This window comes from Saliterribacillus persicus (assembly GCF_003337485.1).
Lineage (GTDB): Bacteria > Bacillota > Bacilli > Bacillales > Amphibacillaceae > Saliterribacillus > Saliterribacillus persicus.
In genome coordinates this window covers 22,632-40,864 of record NZ_QPJJ01000023.1, presented here as the reverse complement: position 1 = coordinate 40,864, position 18,233 = coordinate 22,632, and the positions used below count along the sequence as shown (strand labels likewise).

Here is an 18,233-nt window from a genome sequence, read left to right as displayed (position 1 = left end):
AATAATATGATTGCCCAAGTGAGGCAACCCCATTTTGCTCGTTTTTTAGTACGTTCAATATTCTTTTCGAAATCATTATCGATATCCATTGTTACACCATCTTTTTGACTAAAAATATTTTTAATTACTGTATCTCTTCTTCCACTAACCTGTCCGTTGTTGCACAAGAATGCAACTCCTAATTCAAGGAAAGCACCCGTTTCTTTTAAGTGTATTGTTTCAAAATATTCTAGAAAATGCTTTTGTATTACCATCCCGAACGTTGTTTAAGCGATTCTATTTGGGCAACATGATGTTTACCATGCCAAGCAAATCTTTGTATTGCCACATCTAGATTCATAAAGCCGTGTGTAGGACTCTTAAATGTCCTTTGAAATTCATCTGTGGATAATGAAGAGAGTAGTATTTCGAATCTAATGTGAATGGATTCAATAAGGTTCAAAGAGATTTCAATCGGTGTATTTTGATAATCACTCAAGTTTGCCCATAAATCCTCTCGATAAGAACTTGCTATTGGGTTATCTTCCGTCAGCGCTTTCTTGAAACGTATTAAGGCATTCATATCATTATCAGCTATATGATGGACTATCTGTTGAATAGTCCACCCACCAGTGCGGTATTGTGTTTGTAATTGGTCAATAGATAGATTTTGTACTGTAAGATTCAGGAGTCTAGGCAATTCTGAAATCTCCTGAATCCATTTTTTGCGTTGTTCTTCAGTTGGATTCTGTACTGCTTCAAATTGACCTATTGGAAAACGAATAGCCTCATGCATAAATCCTCATCCTTTTATTATGTTTTTACATCTTTGATAAACATTGTGAATTTTTTATCCTTCAAATCTACTTTCAGTTAGCTCAAAATCCACAATTCAATAATAACATAATATTCCATTTGTATTTCCAATAAAAAAGGACAATCACTGATTGCCTTGTTAAACTCTATCTCCTTTAGTCTAAGAAGAATCACTTTTTCTCTTTTAATAGTGAAATTATTATATCGTTTTGTTCAATTAGCTTATCGAGCTTCTTCTCAACATCCTTTGCTTCATTGCTTCTTAATGAATAATTTGTAAGCAAACGTCTAATAAAGACAGTCAAAGATATAAAGAATAAAAAAATCAGTCCAACCACTATAACTAAGTAAACAGATTGTGCAAACTCCATCTTCAAACCCCCTTTGAAAGTTCTCATGTTTTAAGATAAGCACCTGTAAGTTTAATAAAAAAACTCTCAACATTATTTAAAAATTCTTGGAATTTTAACGAGAATATAATTTTCGGTCCACATTTGAGTGGTGGCAATTAATTTTTTTCCTTCTTTTTCAAAGAACAAACCAGCACCATCTTTTTCTTTGAATTTCCATCCATTTGAAGCAATCATTTGTTTTATATTTTTATCAGAAGTCGACATACCTTTGTTCTCACTACTTGTGATATACCAAATTGAATCGCCTTCTACTGCAATTTCAACTATTTTACTATCCGATTCATTAAGTATATCAATCGCTTCTTTTGCAGATATATCATCTATCGGAAGAGAAGGGTAATGTAATTTATTTATAAATACAAACACTGCAATAAAGGCTATAAATAAAACTGAAATCAATCCAATACTTTTCAATTTATTACTTCCTTTCATATAAATGCAATTATCAATTATTATAAGTTTCTAACCTTCCAAACTTACATACCTTTAGATTTGTTAATTCTACTAGCATGCGTCATTAGTGGAACAAGCAGTAATGTTTATATTATGAATATAGATAACCTAAGTGTATCATATCTTCCATATTTTGTATTAAATTCTCTTTAATCATCAAGTTATTCATAGTTACAGGATTCCTTTGATGTTCCTGTAAATCAAATTATCCATATCATACTTTAACAGAGCTTTATTAAAAAAGGGTCTTAATCTTAATGCTATAATACTATTGAATGTTACTCATTTTTTATCCATCACAAAACAATGATTCATCTTCTTTTTATAAATTATTGGATGTTATTTTAACTTTGTTGGATTTTTTAGCTTTTTAACCTATGAGATAATTCTAAATGAAAGCGATAACAAAATAAATGGAGGGCTGATGATGAAAAAGTGGTTACATTATTTATTCGTGGGTACTGCAGTCATATTAATTAGTTTTTTAGTAGCATGTTCTGGAGATAGTGGGGAGGAGACTTCTTCCGGTAATGATGACGGAGCCGAGGCAAATGATGATGCGGTGACATTGGAATTTTGGAGAGCAGAGGATATTGGTCGAGCGGATTTTGAAGTATTCATGGATGTAGTTGAGAAATTTAATGAAGAACATCCCGATATTGAGCTTCAAGTGAATACAACACCACATGCGGATTACAGAACGAGACTTAACACACAAGCAGCTGGTGGGCAATTGCCTGATATTTTTCAAGTATGGCCAGGTGCTGAGCTACAACCATTAGTTGATGGTGGTGTTGTACAACCCATCAACGATATAACAAGCTATTGGACAGAAGAAACAGGGCTACTAGATGAAGAGGATTTCGAGGACTTTTCCATTAATGGAGACGCCTATGCTGTTCCAGCTAATACAAATCCAACCCATATGATTTTTTATGATGAAGATATGTTAGCAGATGCAGGATTTGATAGTTTTCCAGAGACGTATGATGAATTCTTACAATTGGTCGATGAATTGAAGGCTAATGATATTACTCCAATAGCTTTGGGGAACTCAGATGCATGGGTACTACAATCGGTATATATTTCGACGATTGCTGACCGTTTTACTGGGAACGACTTTTTAGAAGGGGTAGCAAATGGTGAGAGAGCATTCACGGATGACGATTTTGTCCAATCATTAGGGGTTATTGAGGAATTAGTGAATAAAGAAGCATTCAATGCAGATTTAAATACGATTGATAGCTCACAAATGATTGATTACTTTGTCCAAGGAAGAACCGCAATGGTAATTGACGGTAACTGGGGGCTTTCCGCTATTCTTGAAAATATGCCAGAGGATAAAAATATTGGTATCGCAACTATGCCTTTAAATGATAAAAATACGGTCTCCTCAGTTGCTGGTACAGGTCACGCGATCAATAGTGATTTAGAAGGAGAAGAGTTAGAAGCTGCCCATACCTTTTTGAAATACGTCTATAATGAAGAACTATGGGAAGGTCTAATCAGTGTAGGTCGACCGATTATAGCAAATGTTGACATTCCAGACGATGCAGATATTCATCCTCTAACAGAAGAAATGTTAGAAGTGATAGCTGATACTAAGCCTGCACCTGTATATGATGCAACACTGACACCAGCTGTTAATGACCAGCTAGAAAACGAATTGCAATCCATAACAGTAGGTGGATCAACCCCAGAAGAAGCCGCTGAGAATATTCAACGTGTGGCTGAAAGTGAAATGGAATAAATGTAAATAGCTTGTATAAAAGTAGAGTGTCACATTGATACTCTGCTTTTTGTTCTATCAGAGAAAGCTAGATTACATGCTATAATTTAACTGTTAAGAATCTTACTAGAGGAGAAAAAACGATGCAAATCATCCAATATATTAAAAATAGCTTAAAATGGAAATCGGTTATTATTTTTCTTTTACTAGTATCTATTCCGAGCGGTTTAATTGGTTCCATAGTTATCTATCAATCCAACAATATTTTAAAAGAGCAAGTTATCGATACAACACATCGGAACCTCAATAATATGGAGTCAGAGTTGAATAATGTTATTGAAGAAATTGAAGACATTTCGAGATACATGATATACAGTAACGAGTTTCGAGATTACATGACACTTCCTGCTGTAACTGGTGAGGATTACAAGCAATTAAATGAAATTCGCAGTAATTTATCCGGTTTTTTCGTTTTTCATCAGTCAGAAAAGGATTATTTTCACTCCGTCCATATAGAAGGTCAAAACCAACAGGTGTTATCTGTTGGTGAAATTGTCACTGGTGAAGAGAATCATTTAAATCAAGAAGCACTGAAGGAAGAGGGGAAAATATTATGGAGCTCTCCTTACCTGATGCATAACCAAAGGAAGAATCAAGATGAAAAGGTCATTACCTTATACCGAGTGATTAATCATTTGTATGATATTAGAGAACCGATCGGAATGATAAAAATTCGGCTAGATCAACAGGAGCTCTATCGCCATGTGACAGAAGGCTTCACTAATCAGCAGCACCAAGCTTTTTTTGTTCACAACCAAGTGGAGGATATGATAGGTGCCAAGGTTGAAGAGGAGTTCGATTATCACACATTCATTGATAACATCCGTTCACAAGGCGAAAGCTTTCAGCTGACGTCAGATGGAGAAACGTATTATGCTGTATCGCGATACCTTGAAAAAATAGATATGCATTTGGTATCCGTGGTAAGTGAATCTTATATTTTAACAGAAATGAATGCCATCCGTTCCACCTTTGGCAATATGATAATTATAGCAGTATTAATGGGACTTATGACATTTGCAGGCTTTATTTTTTTCGTAGTACGACCAATTTTAGAATTAACGAGAGAGACGAAACGTTTGGAACATGGTGATTTTAAAGCAAGAGTTGATATTCGCTCCAAGGATGAAATTGGCCAGTTAGGTTTCAGGTTTAATTCGATGGTAGAGCAGATTCAACGATTAATTGATAACAAGTACAAGCTAGAAATACAAAATAAGCATTCAGAATTAAAAGCTTTGCAAAGCCAAATTAATCCTCACTTTTTATACAATACCTTGGACATGATTCGCTGGACTGCGAGATTAGAGAACGCTCCAGAAACGAGTAAAAGTATCGAGGACTTATCAACTTTATTTCGAATTACACTTAGTCAAGGGAAGATCTGGATTACTTTGAAAGATGAATTAAGATATGTGCAAAGTTATATGGAATTACAAAAAAAGCGTTTAGGTGCAACTTTTCATTATTCTATTTTCATAGAAGCGGGCTTAGACAAATGCTATGTAATAAAGCTGATTCTAGAGCCACTTGTCGAAAATAGCTTTAAGCATGGTTTTTTACAAGCACAAGAAGATAAATTTATAAAAATTCGTGCCTATCGAGCAGGATACAGCGTCGTAATTGATGTAATCGATAATGGAAAGGGCATGAACGTGGAGAAAACAAAGGAATTGCTTCAATCCTCTGAGCTAGCAACAGATAAAGATAGCTTTGCTTTAAAAAATGTAGCAGATCGCATAAAGAATGCCTTTGGTGAAGCCTATGGTATTGAAATATTAAACCCGCAAAGGGGAGCATTTATTCGTGTGAAGGTTCCTTGGATTAGAGAGGAAAAAATGCTCGATCAGCTAATAGAAGGAGAGGGGAAAAACGATGACTCTGAAGATGTTAATCGTTGATGATGAACCTTTAATTTGCGAAGGTTTATCTCGAACTATCCCATGGAATGACTTAGATATTGAGGTAATCGGAACCGCTCAAAATGGGAAACAAGCAATAGAGATTATTGAAGAAAAGAAGATAGATATTGTAATAACCGACGTTCACATGCCTGAATTGGATGGAATCGGTTTATCTAGAATAATTGCTAAAAATCACCCTGAAATTCGAATTGTTATCATCAGTGGTTATGACGAATTTGAGTACGCGCGTCAAGCAATTCGAATAGGTGTGAAGGATTACTTATTAAAACCAGTAGATATTGATGAATTACTTCAATTAATAGAAAAAGTAAAATTAGATATTGAGCAAAGTAGAAAAAAGGAAATTGACAACGAAGAAACGCTTCTATTACATTATCTAACCCAGCAGCTTTTTCATCTGATAGATCGTCAACAATTGGATAAAAAATTGAATCTTCAAGTTTATGAATATCAACTTATGCTGATAGAAAGAAAAGCCTACATGGATCATCAACTGAATCATGAGGAATGGAAAGAAAAAATACGACAGGTGTTAGTTAGTAATGAAGTAGCATTTGTATTAATGAAAATGCATGAGAATCAGCTGCTGGTTTTGTTTTTTGATCGGAATAATCTGGATAAAGTTCAATTAGGACAAATAACAGAAAAATTAGCAGAGATCAGAGACATGAACATGCTAATTGGTCTTTCTTCCTTTTATCGGGATCTAACAAATGTAAGAAGCGTATACAATGCCTTGATCGATCGCTTGGATTTTTTTCGAGGAACGCACCGTCAAATTGTAACAGAAACAGAAAAAATAGACCGAAATCAATACTATCAAATAAATGAGAAGATAATCACAGCTTTGGGCGAACAGTTATTTCAATCTGATGAAGCAATGCTCGAAGAAATAACAGAGCAACTATTTAATGAGTTTACAGAAAACTGCTTAACCCTAGAGCAAATGATTGAGCAATTACAGGAGGTACTACGTCAATTAAAAGAACGTGGAGAACATACGATGATAGAGCAGGTAGAATTAGGAGTTGATAAGCATATTGATTCTCTTATATATAATAGTGTTCCTGCTCTGAAAACATTATTAATAGAGGATTTAGAACGATTGAAAAGCTGTGTTCGTCAATTAAATCAGAATCACCGCATTATCCATCAAGCAAAGCAATATATCGAGGAAAATTATCAAAAGGATATTAAAGCCATCGAAGTAGCAGAAGCACATTTTATCACACCAAATTACTTTAGTTTGCTTTTTAAACAAGAAACAGGGTGTAATTATTCCGAATATTTAAACACAATTCGGATCAATAAGGCAAAAGCGTTATTACTTGATACGCCAAATAAAGTTTTTGAGATAGCAGAATATGTCGGCTACCGTGAGTACAAATATTTCGTGCAAGTTTTTAAAAACTTTGTAGGAATGACTCCTACCCAATATAGACGGATTCATTGCGTAAAAAAATAGACATAATGTTAATTTTATAGGATTTCAGAAAAATGTAAGCCCTTTTATAATGAAGAAAGACAGCACCAACGAATGTTGGTTGGAAGAAAAGTAGTTGTAAAGGAGTGAGAAGATGCATTTACTGAAGAACCGTTGGATTATAACTGTTGGAATTTTACCAGCATTGTTTATTTATCTTTTGTTTAGTATTGTACCAATATTTATATCTTTTTATTATTCATTCATGTCATGGAATGGGTTTTCTGAGATGCAATTTGTTGGCTTAGCTAACTTTAAAGAACTATTTCAGGATTCTGTTTTTTGGTTATCGGTAAGAAATAATATTTTAGTCGTACTTGCTTCTGTATTTGGGCAAATACCAATAGCTTTAGCTTTGGCATTACTTCTGAATCGCAAAATAAAAGGAGCTAAGTTTTTTCGAACCGTAGGCTTTATGCCTGTGGTCATATCGACAGTAGTCATTTCGATCACGTGGCGGATGATCTATAACTCCGAATATGGCATGCTAAATAATTTTCTTGAAGCAATCGGTTTGGGTGCGCTAGCACAAAACTGGTTAGGTGATCCAACATGGGCAATGATTGCAGTGTGCATCACAATTATATGGCAATTTGTTGGGTTATACTTCATTATTTTCTTATCTGCTTTGCAAACGGTGCCAAATGAAATTCTAGAAGCTGCTGATTTAGATGGGGCGTCTGAATGGCAGAAAACAAGATTTGTGGTTTTACCCTCAATTTGGAATATTATTCTAGTTTCGATTGTGCTTTGTATAAGTGGTAGCTTAAAAACTTTCGATCTAATATTCGTGATGACTTCTGGCGGCCCAGCAAATGCTACAGAGGTAATGGCCACTTATATGTATAATAAAACGTTTGAAGGCCTTCGTTATGGCTATGGTAGTGCTATTTCCGTTTTAATCTTTATTTTTAGCATGGTGTTAATTTTAATTACAACAAAGCTTTTAAGAAGAAAAGAGGTGTAGGTAAAATGAGTAAAACAGTCGTGGATTATGATACTCTCTCAAGACAAGCAAAAAAGAAAAAGTATACGAAAAAAGGCACGATCTATTTGATTCTCATTTTATTTACGATCGTGAATGCTTATCCAATCCTATGGATGATTATGAATTCTTTTAAAACAGGGCAGGAATTCGCGTTTGATCCCTTCGGATTGCCGAATGAATGGGTATTCGTTAATTATGTGGATGCATGGGTGACAGCGAATATCGGATCCTATTTCTTTAATAGTTTATTTGTTGGAATTACCGCTTTATTTATTTGTATTTTAATAGGTTCACTCGCATCTTATTTTTTGGCTCGTTTCGATTTTAAAGGTAGAAATATGCTGTATGGCTTTTTCGTAGTCGGTTTATTAGTACCGATACACGCAACGTTAGTACCGATGTTTATTTTGATGCAGAAGCTTGGATTTATGAACACCCATCTAGCGTTAATTTTCCCATACATTGCATTTAACTTACCGATTACGATTTTCTTACTAACAAGCTTTATGCGTTCCTTTCCTAAAGAAATTGAGGAATCAGCGATTATGGATGGATGTAGCGTGTTTCGAATATTTTGGTCGATCATTTTACCAATGAGTCGCCCAGCATTAGCCACTGCCGTCATTTTAAATTTTATAAATAACTGGAACGAATTCTCCTTCGCGCTTGTTTTAATAAATGATGACGCATTGAGCACATTGCCGTTAGGCTTGGCTAACTTTGCCGGACAGTATACGACCAATTACACGGCACAGATGGCAGGTTTGACCCTTGTATTAATTCCAACGATTTTATTTTACTTAATTATGGAGAAACAGATTGTTAATGGTATGACGCAAGGAGCTGTGAAGGGTTAACATAGGAGGTTTTTACATGGCAAACACACTACTTTTTTATGACGAAACATTCCCTTTTGTTGGAGAACGGCCACCTGAAAAGTGCCTTGGAAGCATTAAAAAAGATTTGAAAATAGTTAATGCAAGTGATTTAGCAGCTGAATTAGATAGTCAGGAACCTGATACACTCATTCTTTTACATGGTCCATATTTCCCGAAGCATGCATGGTCAAGCATAATAGCTTTTTTGGAAAAAGGAAATGGGTTTGTAAATGTGGGTGGCAGACCTTTTCGCCATCCGGTTTACCAAAATGATGATGGGACTTGGCAAATGGAACGCGCTCAAACCGCGTACCATCGTCAGCTGCACATTCATGAAATATTAAAGGTGGACCCAGAACCGATTGACTACCTTAAAGCGAATCAAGATATTCCTTTGATTGACGGAAAGGACTCATTATTTTCAGTTGAAGAACCGACAGATAACTTCATTTTGCATGTTACGCGTTCCCGAGACTTACCCGAAGAAAATGGTTCAAGTGGCCCAATGGATGCACACATTTATCCGTTGTTAACAGGTGTATCACAAGAAGGAAGAGAAGTAGCGGCTCCGGTAGTATTAATGGAAAATACGAAAGGCGCTTTTGCTGGTGGTAGGTGGATATTCATTAACCAAGCAGTCACACATGCTTTTTGGACAGAGAACTCCATGCTAGAAGATCTATTGTCTTTTATTAGAAAAGGGGTTACTGAAATATGGATAAAACCTAATTATGCGATGTATGAGCCAGGAGAAAAAGCAATGCTGACAATTCAATCTGAAAAAATTGTATCTGAAAGCATAAATAATAATCACTCAGAAGAGTGGAATTTGGAATTAGAGATTACATTAGATTCAAAAGTAGTGTGGACAGATCAGAAAAAAATAGTCGCTACGGATGAACTGCAGTTTGATCAGGTACCACTTGATTTTGCTATTCAAAAAGGATTATATCAATTGACTTGTACTGCAACTTCATCGTTAGGAGAAAAAAGGATTTTTAGGCAAGGATTTTGGGGTAAGGATGAAGCGTTACTTCAACAAGGTAGTGTGATGGAAGCAGGACGAGATTATTTTTGGAAGGATGGTCGTCCTTTTCCGATTGTTGGGCAAACATATATGACTTCTGATGTCGCGAGAAAGTTTATCGTCATGCCAAATGTTGCTGCATGGGACCATGATATGGCGACGATGAAAAATGCAGGCATTAATTTTATTCGTACAGGCCTGTGGACAGGATGGAGACAGATGATGTTTGTGGATGGTCACCCTTCAGAAGAGGTGTTACGAGCAATCGATGCTTTTTTACTAACAGCGAAAAAGTATGATATAGAAGTAACCTTTAACTTTTTTGCTTTTACACCAATTGCATATGAAGGAGAAAATCCATACCTAGACCCTCGCAGTATCAAAGCACAAAAACGTTTTATTCGTGCATTAGTATCTAGGCACGCACAGACAACGAATGTTCAATGGGATTTAATTAATGAGCCATCCATGTTTGATCCAAAGCGCTTCTTCCAAGGACCGCGTTCAGCACAGGATAAATTTGAGCATCATGCATTTGTTGCGTGGTTAAAAGAACGACATAAATCAATCTCTGCTCTCCAAGAGCGATGGGACATGACTCCTGAAGAATTATCATGTTTTGAAGCAGTAACTTTACCTGAGCAAGTGGAGATTAATTTTGATATTCAGGATATGAAAAAACCTAAAAAAGGCTTGCGCTTTCTTGACTATACATTGTTTACAATGGAAATGCACAATCAATGGGCGAAGGAATTGTCAGCCTCTATTAAATCAATGAATACTAAACAACTTGTTACGGTAGGGCAGGATGAAGCTTTAAGCAGTCAACGACCAACCCCATTCTTTTACCAGGAAGCGGTTGATTATACGACCGTCCATTCGTGGTGGCTTATGGATCAACTTGTTTGGGATGGTATTTTTACCAAAACTCCACTTAAACCCAACCTGATTCAGGAAACGGGCATTATGTATGTAGAAACTGCTGATAGCAAAGCGAAGCGCTCAGAACTAGAATTAAGAAACATATTGGAAAGAAAGTATGCCTATGCTTTTTCTACTGGGGGAGCAGGGGCTGTGCAATGGCTTTGGAATACCAACTTTTATATGAACAATACAAATGAGTCTAATATTGGTGCACTAAGAGCAGATGGAACCCAAAAACCAGAGGCTGATGTTTCTTACGATTTCGGGAAATTTATCAATGAGATTAGAGATCTATTCGAGGAACGCACGTTAGAAGAGATTGTGGTAATTTTTCCATACTCCAATGATTTTTCTAATCGAAAGTTTGCTTTTGAAGCCACGACAAAGCTAACAAGAGTACTGAACTATGACATGAATGTACCCTTTCGGGGAATGTCGGAGTATCACCTAGAAGCCCTAGAAGAGCAAGCACCGAAGTTAATCATCGTTCCAAGTGCACATAATTTCAGTAATGATGCGAAACAAAAACTTTTCTCCTATGTTGAAAAAAGTGGAGCAACACTTTTATGGACTGGTCCGGTTGGTTTAGATGCGTACTGGAATTACACACAACATCTACTTCAAGGCTATAAGTTATCCAACGTTCTGCGCGAGGAAGTATTGAAGCTAGAGAATCAACAATATCCAGTTTCATTCGGTGAGCGACGGATTGGCGAAGTGAATAAAGAAGTGCTAGAGGAACGAGAGCCAACCGACTTAATCGAAACAACGCTTGGAAAAGGTAAGCTGTTATGGTGTTCTTTACCTGTTGAATTAAATGAGCGCACCGATGTTTTACATGCGTTGTATCAAAAAGCAATTAATGAAGCGGGAGTAAACGCAGAATTAGAATGGTTACAGGGCGAGGATCTTCCTGGAGTTTATGGAAGGAAGCTTGCTTTTAAGCAGGGATCCTTGTATCTTTTCGTTTCTGAATATGCAGTGGACACTACAATTACAGTAAAAGATCCAATGAATGAAAGAACTTTTGAATTCCTGCTTCCAAGAGAGCGAAGTATTCTCTTTGCTACAGATAAACAAGGAGACATTATTAGCTCTTATCGAAATGTGGAAATTGATTGCTTGTGAGGCATAGCTGTGAATCATGAAAACGATAGTTAAGCATGTGAATTTGGATGAATGGAAAATGAGATTAAATATAGTCAAGGTTTAATTCTTAATCTACAAACATATAAAGCCATTTACTAGGAGCTTGGAATCTTCCAAGCTCCTATTCGTTGTTGGATAAAGAGGCGGTACAAATTTTTGCGCAGATGTCTTATTAACGTAGGGGCAGTAAAAGCGTAATGATTCATCGATGTGGGAAAGGGAATACTAACATAGAAGTATTATTAGGAGGTACAATATGTTTTTTAGTGATTATAGTACATTAATCAGTATTCTTGTAAAAGGTGTAAGTATTTATATTTTTATCATCATTGCCCTGAAAATGTTCGGGAAAAGAAGTTTAGCTAAATTTAATGCGTTTGATTTTATCGTTACGATTGCGCTAGGTTCTATTTTTGCTTCTACATTGACCAATAATAAAGTCACGGTAGTGGACGGGCTTTTAAGCATTCTGGTTGTCTTGATGCTGCAATACTTAGTCTCAAATTTTGCTGTGAAAATACCATTTTTGAATAAATTGATTAAATCCGAACCTGCTTTACTTTATTATAATGGAAAATTTTTAGAGAAAGCGTTAGAAAAAGAACGTGTACAAAAAGAGGAAATTCTCCAAGCTGCTAGAGAAAGTGGTGAACAAGATTTGAGCCAAATAAATCAAGTAATCTTAGAGACAAATGGAACGCTGTCTGTTATCAAAAAATAAAAGCAGATGAGCTTTTTATTATTTGTTTAAAGAAAGAAGTCATGGAACTTCCAGATAAATTACTGTAAAAGTGTAATTAGAGAGACTTAGTTTTTTTATACTATAGTCCGATAAATTTTTCCTATAGTGTAAAAAAACTTAAATGGTTCATACTAATGGGAAATACAGTGTGTTAGGAAGATTTTATGGTTATAAATAAATACTTTTATGTGTTAGCTTTTATATTTGTATGTAGTTTAGGGTTAGTTGCTTTTTTATTAACGGATGGTGAAAAATCCAAAGAATCAACCTTACCAAAAACGACTGGTTCTGGAGAAATTAATATTGGAGCAATACTCCCTCTATCAGGAGAATTATCCTCAAAGGCAGAGATGATAAAACTAGCTCTGAACATATCAATGGAAAATGCAAATAATGATTTAGGTGAGAGAGGTTCAAATTTAAAGTTTAATTTAACTGTTGAGGATAGTAAGAGTGAACCTAAAGAAGCTTTGAAAAAAGCCAAGGAGCTTTATCAACAAGGAATTTCTATTTTTATTGCTGGTTCTAGTGCGGAAATACAAGCACTTAAACCATGGGCAGATGAAAAGGATATCGTGATTATCAGTTATAGTAGTACAGCGCCTTCTCTAGATGATATAGGAGATAGTATATTTCGGATGGTGCCAAATGATAATCACCAGTCCAATGCTCTAGCAACCTTAATGGTTGAAGAAGATATCGAATATGTGATACCAGTGCATCGGAATGATATATATGGTAGAGAATTGGTCAAATTATTCAAGGAAGATTTTAACTTACTTAGCTTAAATGGAAAAGTAACGGAAGCAATTGAATATAACGGTGATAGTGGAGATTTTGAAAGTGTGATAGAACAAATACAAGAAAAAGTTTCTCTATCTGAAGTTGATAATCAAAAAACTGCGGTAATGCTAGTAGCCTTTGGTGAAGCTGCAGAAATATTTAAACAAGCTTCTTCTAGTGAGAATATCCGCTGGTTCGGTACAGAAACACTAACGCTTAACAATTCTCTACTAGAGAGTGAGGAAGTGTTATCTTTTGCAAAAGCAGTTAAGTTTATGGGACTTTCCTTTGGCGTGCCATCAACAGAACAGCATGAAGAAATTGAAAAGAATTTAGAGGAACAGTATGGCTCAAGCATTATGCCAACAGCTCTTTATGCTTATGATATAGCTGGTTTGTTAATGACTGTCCTTCAGAAGATGGATGCCCCAGGGAATGTTGACGAATTAAAAAAGAACCTAGTCAAATTTGCTGAAACTTATGAGGGGGCAACCGGTTTAATCGTTTTAGATGAAGCGGGGGATAGAAGGTTATCAAGTTATGATATTTGGCAGGTTAAAGAAGAATCTAACAATTATTGGTTTAAAATAGGAACCTATCGTAGAGAACTCGGAATACCGGGTTATATAACGGAAGAAGAATAATCATTTTGTCAGTTATCCATTAAAAGAATGAGCCCCGGTCATGTCCTTATGACCGGGCTTCCTTCATCTATCTGGTTGGATTGAAAATTATAAAGAAAAGTTCACTCTTATAAGATACAGACTAGCAAAAACAAACAATATTCCCATGCCAAATGTTAAATCTGCTTTGGACCAATGAATCACATGATAATACGTTCGATTTCTGTTCCCGTCAAAGCCCTTTGATTCCATCGCAATCGCTACTCTTTCAGCTTTTCTAATCGCACTGGCAAGCAAAGGAATACTATATCGCTTTATTTCAATGAACCGCTCTTTTATTCCTCTTGGTTCTCCTAACCCTCGAATCTTATGAGCTGCTCTGACCTGATTTAATTCTTGTTTAAATAAGGGTATAAAGCGATAAGCTGCCATCATCCCATAACCAAATCGCGGAGGAAGCTTGCAGTGCTGGATAAGACTCAACATAAACCTTGTAGGATCAGTTGTTAAGACGAATAAAAGGGACCATGAAGCAAAAACAAGGGAGCGTAATCCAAGAGATACACCAATCAAAACATTTTCCAGTGCAACGGGCATGCTTCCAATAGAAAAAAGAATAGTCGTACCCCGTGTATCAGGAAAAACAACATTAATCCAAATAAAGCTAATAGAAAATAGACTAAATGGTAACAGGATAAGAAGTAAGAACTTTAGAGGTACGCCACCAAAGAGCCGAATTACACATACTGTTAAGACAAGTAAGATAAGTGGTGTATAGGGATCAAATACCGTAATCATATAGAAAATGATTAAAAGCATACTGACAAGCTTCATGGTAGGATTAACCTGTTGTAAAAAGTGGCTACTCATTTGATATTGCTCTAGCATAATAGGATTCCTTCCCTTAATTTTCTGTTTAAGGCTGCTAGCTTATAGCTAACAGGAGCCTTTACCTGAGCTTCTTCCAACATCTTTTCTTTTTCGAAAAAAGATAAAACATCTCCTTGATAATTAACTTTACCTTGATTTAGAAGAAGAACATTTTTTGCGTATTTTAAAACTAGTTCCATATCATGTGTAATCATAAGAATAGTTTTTCCAGCCTCATTTAATTCTTTTAAGAGTTGCATCAATGCTTCTGTATTTACTTGATCCTGGCCAAAGGTTGGTTCATCCAAAATGATTAATTGTTGATTATTGGTTAACATTGTTGCTACAGACAACCGTCGTTTTTGACCTTGGCTAAGTGAAAAAGGATTTGAATAGCGTTGTGCTATTAAATTAAACTGCTTTAAAAGTTGATCGACACGCTCTGAAACTGCTTGTTGGTCCCAACCCAGAATTTTTAACCCATAGGCTAATTCCTCTTCTACTGTATCCGTAATAAATTGATGCTCAGGATTTTGAAAAACGAAACCAACTTTTTGCATCAATTCCTTTGTTTTATATTGCTGGATAGATTTATTATCGATTAAAATTTCGCCTTGTGTCGGTTTTAATAGCTTAATTAATAGTTGGGCTAAGGTACTTTTCCCTGTTCCGTTTGGTCCTGCTATAGCTAAGAAGTCTCCTTTTGCTACTGAAAAAGAAGCATCATTTAAAACCAAATGGTTCTTATATGAAAAAGTTAGATTTTTTACTTCAACTAAATAATCATCTGCTACAGTCTCCTTGCTAGAGATAGAAGGTAAAGAGAGTGTTGAATCTGTTAAAGAGGCCATCCCTTTTCTTGTGCATTCGTTTTCTAATTCTTCTAAGGTAAGCGGGAATTGATCCCAAATGACTCCTGTTTGTTCCATTTCCTTGGCTTTTTCGCAAATCGTAGGTATCCAAATCCCTTGTTCTTTTAGTTCTTCATAATAGTGAGTAAATAATTCTCGAGGGGGACAGTCTCTCTTGACTCGACCTTCTTTATTTAAAACGACAATTCGCTCTAGATAAGGTAATAAATAATCTAACTTATGTTCAATAAACAACAGTGTTTTATTGAATTTATTGGAAAGAGAAAATAGTAGAGCAAATATTTCCTCGGTGCTTACCGGATCTAAATTTGCTGTTGGCTCATCTAGAATAAATACTTCAGGATCCATTGCAATTAAACAAGCAATGGCGACCTTCTGTTTCATCCCTCCGGAAAGGTCCTTTAATTGAGTTTTTCTCCATTTCTCTAGACCGACGAATCCTAGACTTTTTTCTATTCGCTTATCCATTTCTTCTTTTTGAAGCCGAAGATTTTCTAAGCCAAAGATGATTTCATCTTCCACCGTCATCATACAAAATTGACTCTCAGGGTCCTGAAAAAGTATACCAATGTGTTTACAAACTTCACTAAAAGTAAGTTGATTGACTGAGGTCTCCTGAAGGTACACATCGCCTTCTATTTCAGCCTCCATTGAATGAGGAATAATGCCGTTTAAGGAAAGTGCGAGTGAACTTTTTCCACTTCCACTCGCACCAAGAATCAACACCTTTTCTCCTTTTTCAATCGATAGGGTTATCCCTTTTAATACATCCTGCTCTTGAAAGGGATAACGTACTGTTAAATCAACCGTGTTCAGATATGGCATCTTTTTTCATCCTTTGGGTGCGTCTTATTTTTCCTAATGCAAAGTTATCAAGTACACCAGTTTTTGTTAATGCATCAGCTATATTTTTACTACCCCAGCCAGCTAAAAGAGCGCCACTAATCAACATTGTACCAAGCATCAAACCCGTTATAAGCGGTGAATATTGACTATATCCGTATAAAAAGTATGTGGTTAGAAAGCTTGCAAAGGTTCCTAGCATACCCGCTAGCATTAAAACTGGTAAACGATAGCTTCGATAGAAAAATAGCGCAAATGCTATTTCCGCACCAAGACCTTGGGTAAACCCAAGAATTAATACAACACCTGCATTTACAGATCCAACTAAAATTTCAGTCCCAGCAGCAATTAATTCAGCGGTAAGTGCTACACCAGGCTTTTGAATAATATAAGCACAAAGAATAGGAGCCATGATCCAAAACCCTGTTAATAATCCCCAGCCTACTGGACCAAGAATTCCTTGAATAAATTGTCCGAAAAATATCCAAAGCAGATATAATACCCCGAACACAACTGAAATAGATGCCATTACTACGATTTCTCTTAAATTTAACGCTTTCTTGTTCTTCATCCTTATCCCATCCTTAACTTTTTTCTAAAAGAAACTATTTTTTCAAAAAATTCGAGAAAAATAGTTTCTTAGAGTTAAATCATTTGGTTAGCAACTAGAATAGAGTTTCAAATATCAACAATCGCTTATATATTTATTTAGATTAAATAGGTTTTATAATAAAAAAGTCAGCTAAATTTTTACAAACGATATTGGAAATAATTCATTTTACCTTCGTCTAAAACATAATTTGACGTAATGGAAGACGGTGACTCCCAGCGGATTAGCGCAGTCTGAAAATCGACTTTCGCAGGGCGAAAGTTAGTTGAAGACAAGCCCGCGGGAAAGCGTCCGTCTAAAGTGAGCTTGTAAGTCAATTTTTGTATTATGTTTAGATTTATGAAACTCATTTAAATGAAACTGTTACTTTTGAACAGGCCACTCTTGAACTTTGTAGGCCATATCAAAAAACATATACTCAAGCTGGCAGCTTAAAAAGAAGTGCTCTCTCATTTTTTCTTTTTCACTGGCAGAAGCATTTTCTGCTAATTCATCAAGACGATCTAAGTAGACGTTCATTCTAGGTTCTTCTTGCGCTCCGTAAAAGGATATCCAATCATAAAAAGGATGATTCTCATCGGGCTTAACTTCTTGCATCATACGCTCTGCAACATATAGATAAATCCATGGACAAGGTAATGTAACAGCGATCACTTCTCCAAGAGACCCGACTTGGGAAACTTGTAGCATATGTGATGCATAGTGCTTTGCAGTTGGTGCTAAGGAGTAACCTTGAAGGTCATCATAGTTCACTCCAGCAATTTGACAAAAATTATGATGAGGATGTGTTTCGCTATTTAGTATGAAGGAAATACTCGTATTAAACATTTCCATATCCTCGCGATTTGTACATTTTGCCATTCCATATGCACGTGCTTGGATCATAGCATTTAGATACTCATAGTCTTGTTTAACATAATGGATTAACTGCTCCTTATTTAATTCTCCTTTTGCAATACCCTGAACAAAGGGATGGTCATAACACGCCTTGAATAGGTGGTCACACTCATTACGTAAATCTTTTGAAAAACTCATCAAATTCCTCCTTTAAAATGATAAAGAAGTC

15 protein-coding genes and 1 pseudogene are annotated in these 18,233 nt (G+C 35.8%); 8 read left to right on the top strand and 8 right to left on the bottom strand.

Going from position 1 to position 18,233, the window contains the following annotated elements; all coding sequences use genetic code 11:
• Nucleotides 1-247: 247 nt before the first annotated feature.
• The 4 genes and pseudogenes from DFR57_RS17490 to DFR57_RS18700 form a co-directional block, all read right to left on the bottom strand.
• Nucleotides 248-775: a YfiT family bacillithiol transferase gene (locus DFR57_RS17490; RefSeq protein WP_114354513.1), complete on the bottom strand. Its 528-nt coding sequence runs from the start codon at nucleotides 773-775 to the stop codon at nucleotides 248-250.
• 190 nt (nucleotides 776-965) lie between these two features.
• Nucleotides 966-1,166, bottom strand: a complete 201-nt coding sequence (locus DFR57_RS17485) for a DUF4083 family protein (RefSeq protein WP_114354512.1) — start codon at nucleotides 1,164-1,166, stop codon at nucleotides 966-968.
• Between the two features lie 72 nt (nucleotides 1,167-1,238).
• Nucleotides 1,239-1,622, bottom strand: a complete 384-nt coding sequence (locus DFR57_RS17480; protein ID WP_114354511.1) for a hypothetical protein — start codon at nucleotides 1,620-1,622, stop codon at nucleotides 1,239-1,241.
• Between the two features lie 125 nt (nucleotides 1,623-1,747).
• Nucleotides 1,748-1,854: pseudogene (locus DFR57_RS18700) on the bottom strand (IS1595 family transposase); the annotation flags it as partial.
• Nucleotides 1,855-2,088: 234 nt separating this feature from the next.
• On the opposite strand from DFR57_RS18700, the gene DFR57_RS17475 reads away from it, so the two are divergent.
• The 8 genes from DFR57_RS17475 to DFR57_RS17440 all read left to right on the top strand — a co-directional run bounded on the left by DFR57_RS17475 (nucleotide 2,089) and on the right by DFR57_RS17440 (nucleotide 13,993).
• Entirely contained in the window at nucleotides 2,089-3,411 is a 1,323-nt protein-coding gene (locus DFR57_RS17475) for an extracellular solute-binding protein (RefSeq protein WP_114354510.1), read from the top strand.
• Between the two features lie 122 nt (nucleotides 3,412-3,533).
• Nucleotides 3,534-5,351: a cache domain-containing sensor histidine kinase gene (locus DFR57_RS17470; protein ID WP_114354509.1), complete on the top strand. Its 1,818-nt coding sequence runs from the start codon at nucleotides 3,534-3,536 to the stop codon at nucleotides 5,349-5,351.
• Nucleotides 5,326-6,840: a response regulator transcription factor gene (locus DFR57_RS17465; RefSeq protein WP_114354508.1), complete on the top strand. Its 1,515-nt coding sequence runs from the start codon at nucleotides 5,326-5,328 to the stop codon at nucleotides 6,838-6,840. The genes DFR57_RS17470 and DFR57_RS17465 overlap by 26 nt, the downstream gene beginning before the upstream one ends.
• Nucleotides 6,841-6,952: 112 nt before the next feature.
• A complete protein-coding gene (locus DFR57_RS17460; protein ID WP_114354507.1) occupies nucleotides 6,953-7,825 on the top strand; it encodes a carbohydrate ABC transporter permease in 873 nt (290 codons plus the stop codon).
• Nucleotides 7,826-7,830: 5 nt separating this feature from the next.
• On the top strand, nucleotides 7,831-8,703 hold the full coding sequence (locus DFR57_RS17455) for a carbohydrate ABC transporter permease (protein ID WP_114354506.1): 873 nt from the start codon (nucleotides 7,831-7,833) through the stop codon (nucleotides 8,701-8,703).
• A gap of 16 nt (nucleotides 8,704-8,719) precedes the next feature.
• Nucleotides 8,720-11,803 carry a beta-galactosidase gene (locus DFR57_RS17450; protein ID WP_114354505.1) on the top strand — a complete coding sequence of 1,028 codons (3,084 nt, stop codon included), beginning with the start codon at nucleotides 8,720-8,722 and terminating at the stop codon, nucleotides 11,801-11,803.
• Nucleotides 11,804-12,080: 277 nt separating this feature from the next.
• Nucleotides 12,081-12,545 (top strand): DUF421 domain-containing protein, encoded by a 465-nt coding sequence (locus DFR57_RS17445; RefSeq protein ID WP_114354504.1) that lies wholly within the window; start codon nucleotides 12,081-12,083, stop codon nucleotides 12,543-12,545.
• A gap of 185 nt (nucleotides 12,546-12,730) precedes the next feature.
• Nucleotides 12,731-13,993, top strand: a complete 1,263-nt coding sequence (locus DFR57_RS17440; RefSeq protein WP_114354503.1) for an ABC transporter substrate-binding protein — start codon at nucleotides 12,731-12,733, stop codon at nucleotides 13,991-13,993.
• A gap of 87 nt (nucleotides 13,994-14,080) precedes the next feature.
• On the opposite strand, the gene DFR57_RS17435 is transcribed toward DFR57_RS17440, so the two are convergent.
• From DFR57_RS17435 to tenA, 4 genes are all read right to left on the bottom strand, one after another.
• On the bottom strand, nucleotides 14,081-14,860 hold the full coding sequence (locus DFR57_RS17435) for an energy-coupling factor transporter transmembrane component T family protein (protein WP_114354502.1): 780 nt from the start codon (nucleotides 14,858-14,860) through the stop codon (nucleotides 14,081-14,083).
• Entirely contained in the window at nucleotides 14,854-16,539 is a 1,686-nt protein-coding gene (locus DFR57_RS17430) for an ABC transporter ATP-binding protein (RefSeq protein WP_114354501.1), read from the bottom strand. The genes DFR57_RS17435 and DFR57_RS17430 overlap by 7 nt, the downstream gene beginning before the upstream one ends.
• Nucleotides 16,517-17,128 (bottom strand): ECF transporter S component, encoded by a 612-nt coding sequence (locus tag DFR57_RS17425; RefSeq protein WP_114354500.1) that lies wholly within the window; start codon nucleotides 17,126-17,128, stop codon nucleotides 16,517-16,519. The genes DFR57_RS17430 and DFR57_RS17425 overlap by 23 nt, the downstream gene beginning before the upstream one ends.
• 402 nt (nucleotides 17,129-17,530) lie before the next feature.
• Entirely contained in the window at nucleotides 17,531-18,202 is a 672-nt protein-coding gene (gene tenA / locus DFR57_RS17420) for a thiaminase II (RefSeq protein ID WP_114354499.1), read from the bottom strand.
• Between the last annotated feature and the right edge of the window lie 31 nt (nucleotides 18,203-18,233).

Excerpts from the sequence above, each read along its gene's own strand:
- DFR57_RS17425 (WP_114354500.1), bottom strand. The coding sequence starts at position 17,128 with ATGAAGAACAAGAAAGCGTTAAATTTAAGAGAAATCGTAGTAATGGCA.
- DFR57_RS17450 (WP_114354505.1), top strand. The coding sequence starts at position 8,720 with ATGGCAAACACACTACTTTTTTATGACGAAACATTCCCTTTTGTTGGA.
- DFR57_RS17460 (WP_114354507.1), top strand. The coding sequence starts at position 6,953 with ATGCATTTACTGAAGAACCGTTGGATTATAACTGTTGGAATTTTACCA.
- DFR57_RS17465 (WP_114354508.1), top strand. The coding sequence starts at position 5,326 with ATGACTCTGAAGATGTTAATCGTTGATGATGAACCTTTAATTTGCGAA.
- DFR57_RS17445 (WP_114354504.1), top strand. The coding sequence starts at position 12,081 with ATGTTTTTTAGTGATTATAGTACATTAATCAGTATTCTTGTAAAAGGT.
- DFR57_RS17475 (WP_114354510.1), top strand. The coding sequence starts at position 2,089 with ATGAAAAAGTGGTTACATTATTTATTCGTGGGTACTGCAGTCATATTA.
- DFR57_RS17435 (WP_114354502.1), bottom strand. The coding sequence starts at position 14,860 with ATGCTAGAGCAATATCAAATGAGTAGCCACTTTTTACAACAGGTTAAT.
- DFR57_RS17430 (WP_114354501.1), bottom strand. The coding sequence starts at position 16,539 with ATGCCATATCTGAACACGGTTGATTTAACAGTACGTTATCCCTTTCAA.
- DFR57_RS17470 (WP_114354509.1), top strand. The coding sequence starts at position 3,534 with ATGCAAATCATCCAATATATTAAAAATAGCTTAAAATGGAAATCGGTT.
- DFR57_RS17485 (WP_114354512.1), bottom strand. The coding sequence starts at position 1,166 with ATGGAGTTTGCACAATCTGTTTACTTAGTTATAGTGGTTGGACTGATT.
- DFR57_RS17440 (WP_114354503.1), top strand. The coding sequence starts at position 12,731 with ATGGTTATAAATAAATACTTTTATGTGTTAGCTTTTATATTTGTATGT.
- tenA (WP_114354499.1), bottom strand. The coding sequence starts at position 18,202 with ATGAGTTTTTCAAAAGATTTACGTAATGAGTGTGACCACCTATTCAAG.
- DFR57_RS17455 (WP_114354506.1), top strand. The coding sequence starts at position 7,831 with ATGAGTAAAACAGTCGTGGATTATGATACTCTCTCAAGACAAGCAAAA.
- DFR57_RS17490 (WP_114354513.1), bottom strand. The coding sequence starts at position 775 with ATGCATGAGGCTATTCGTTTTCCAATAGGTCAATTTGAAGCAGTACAG.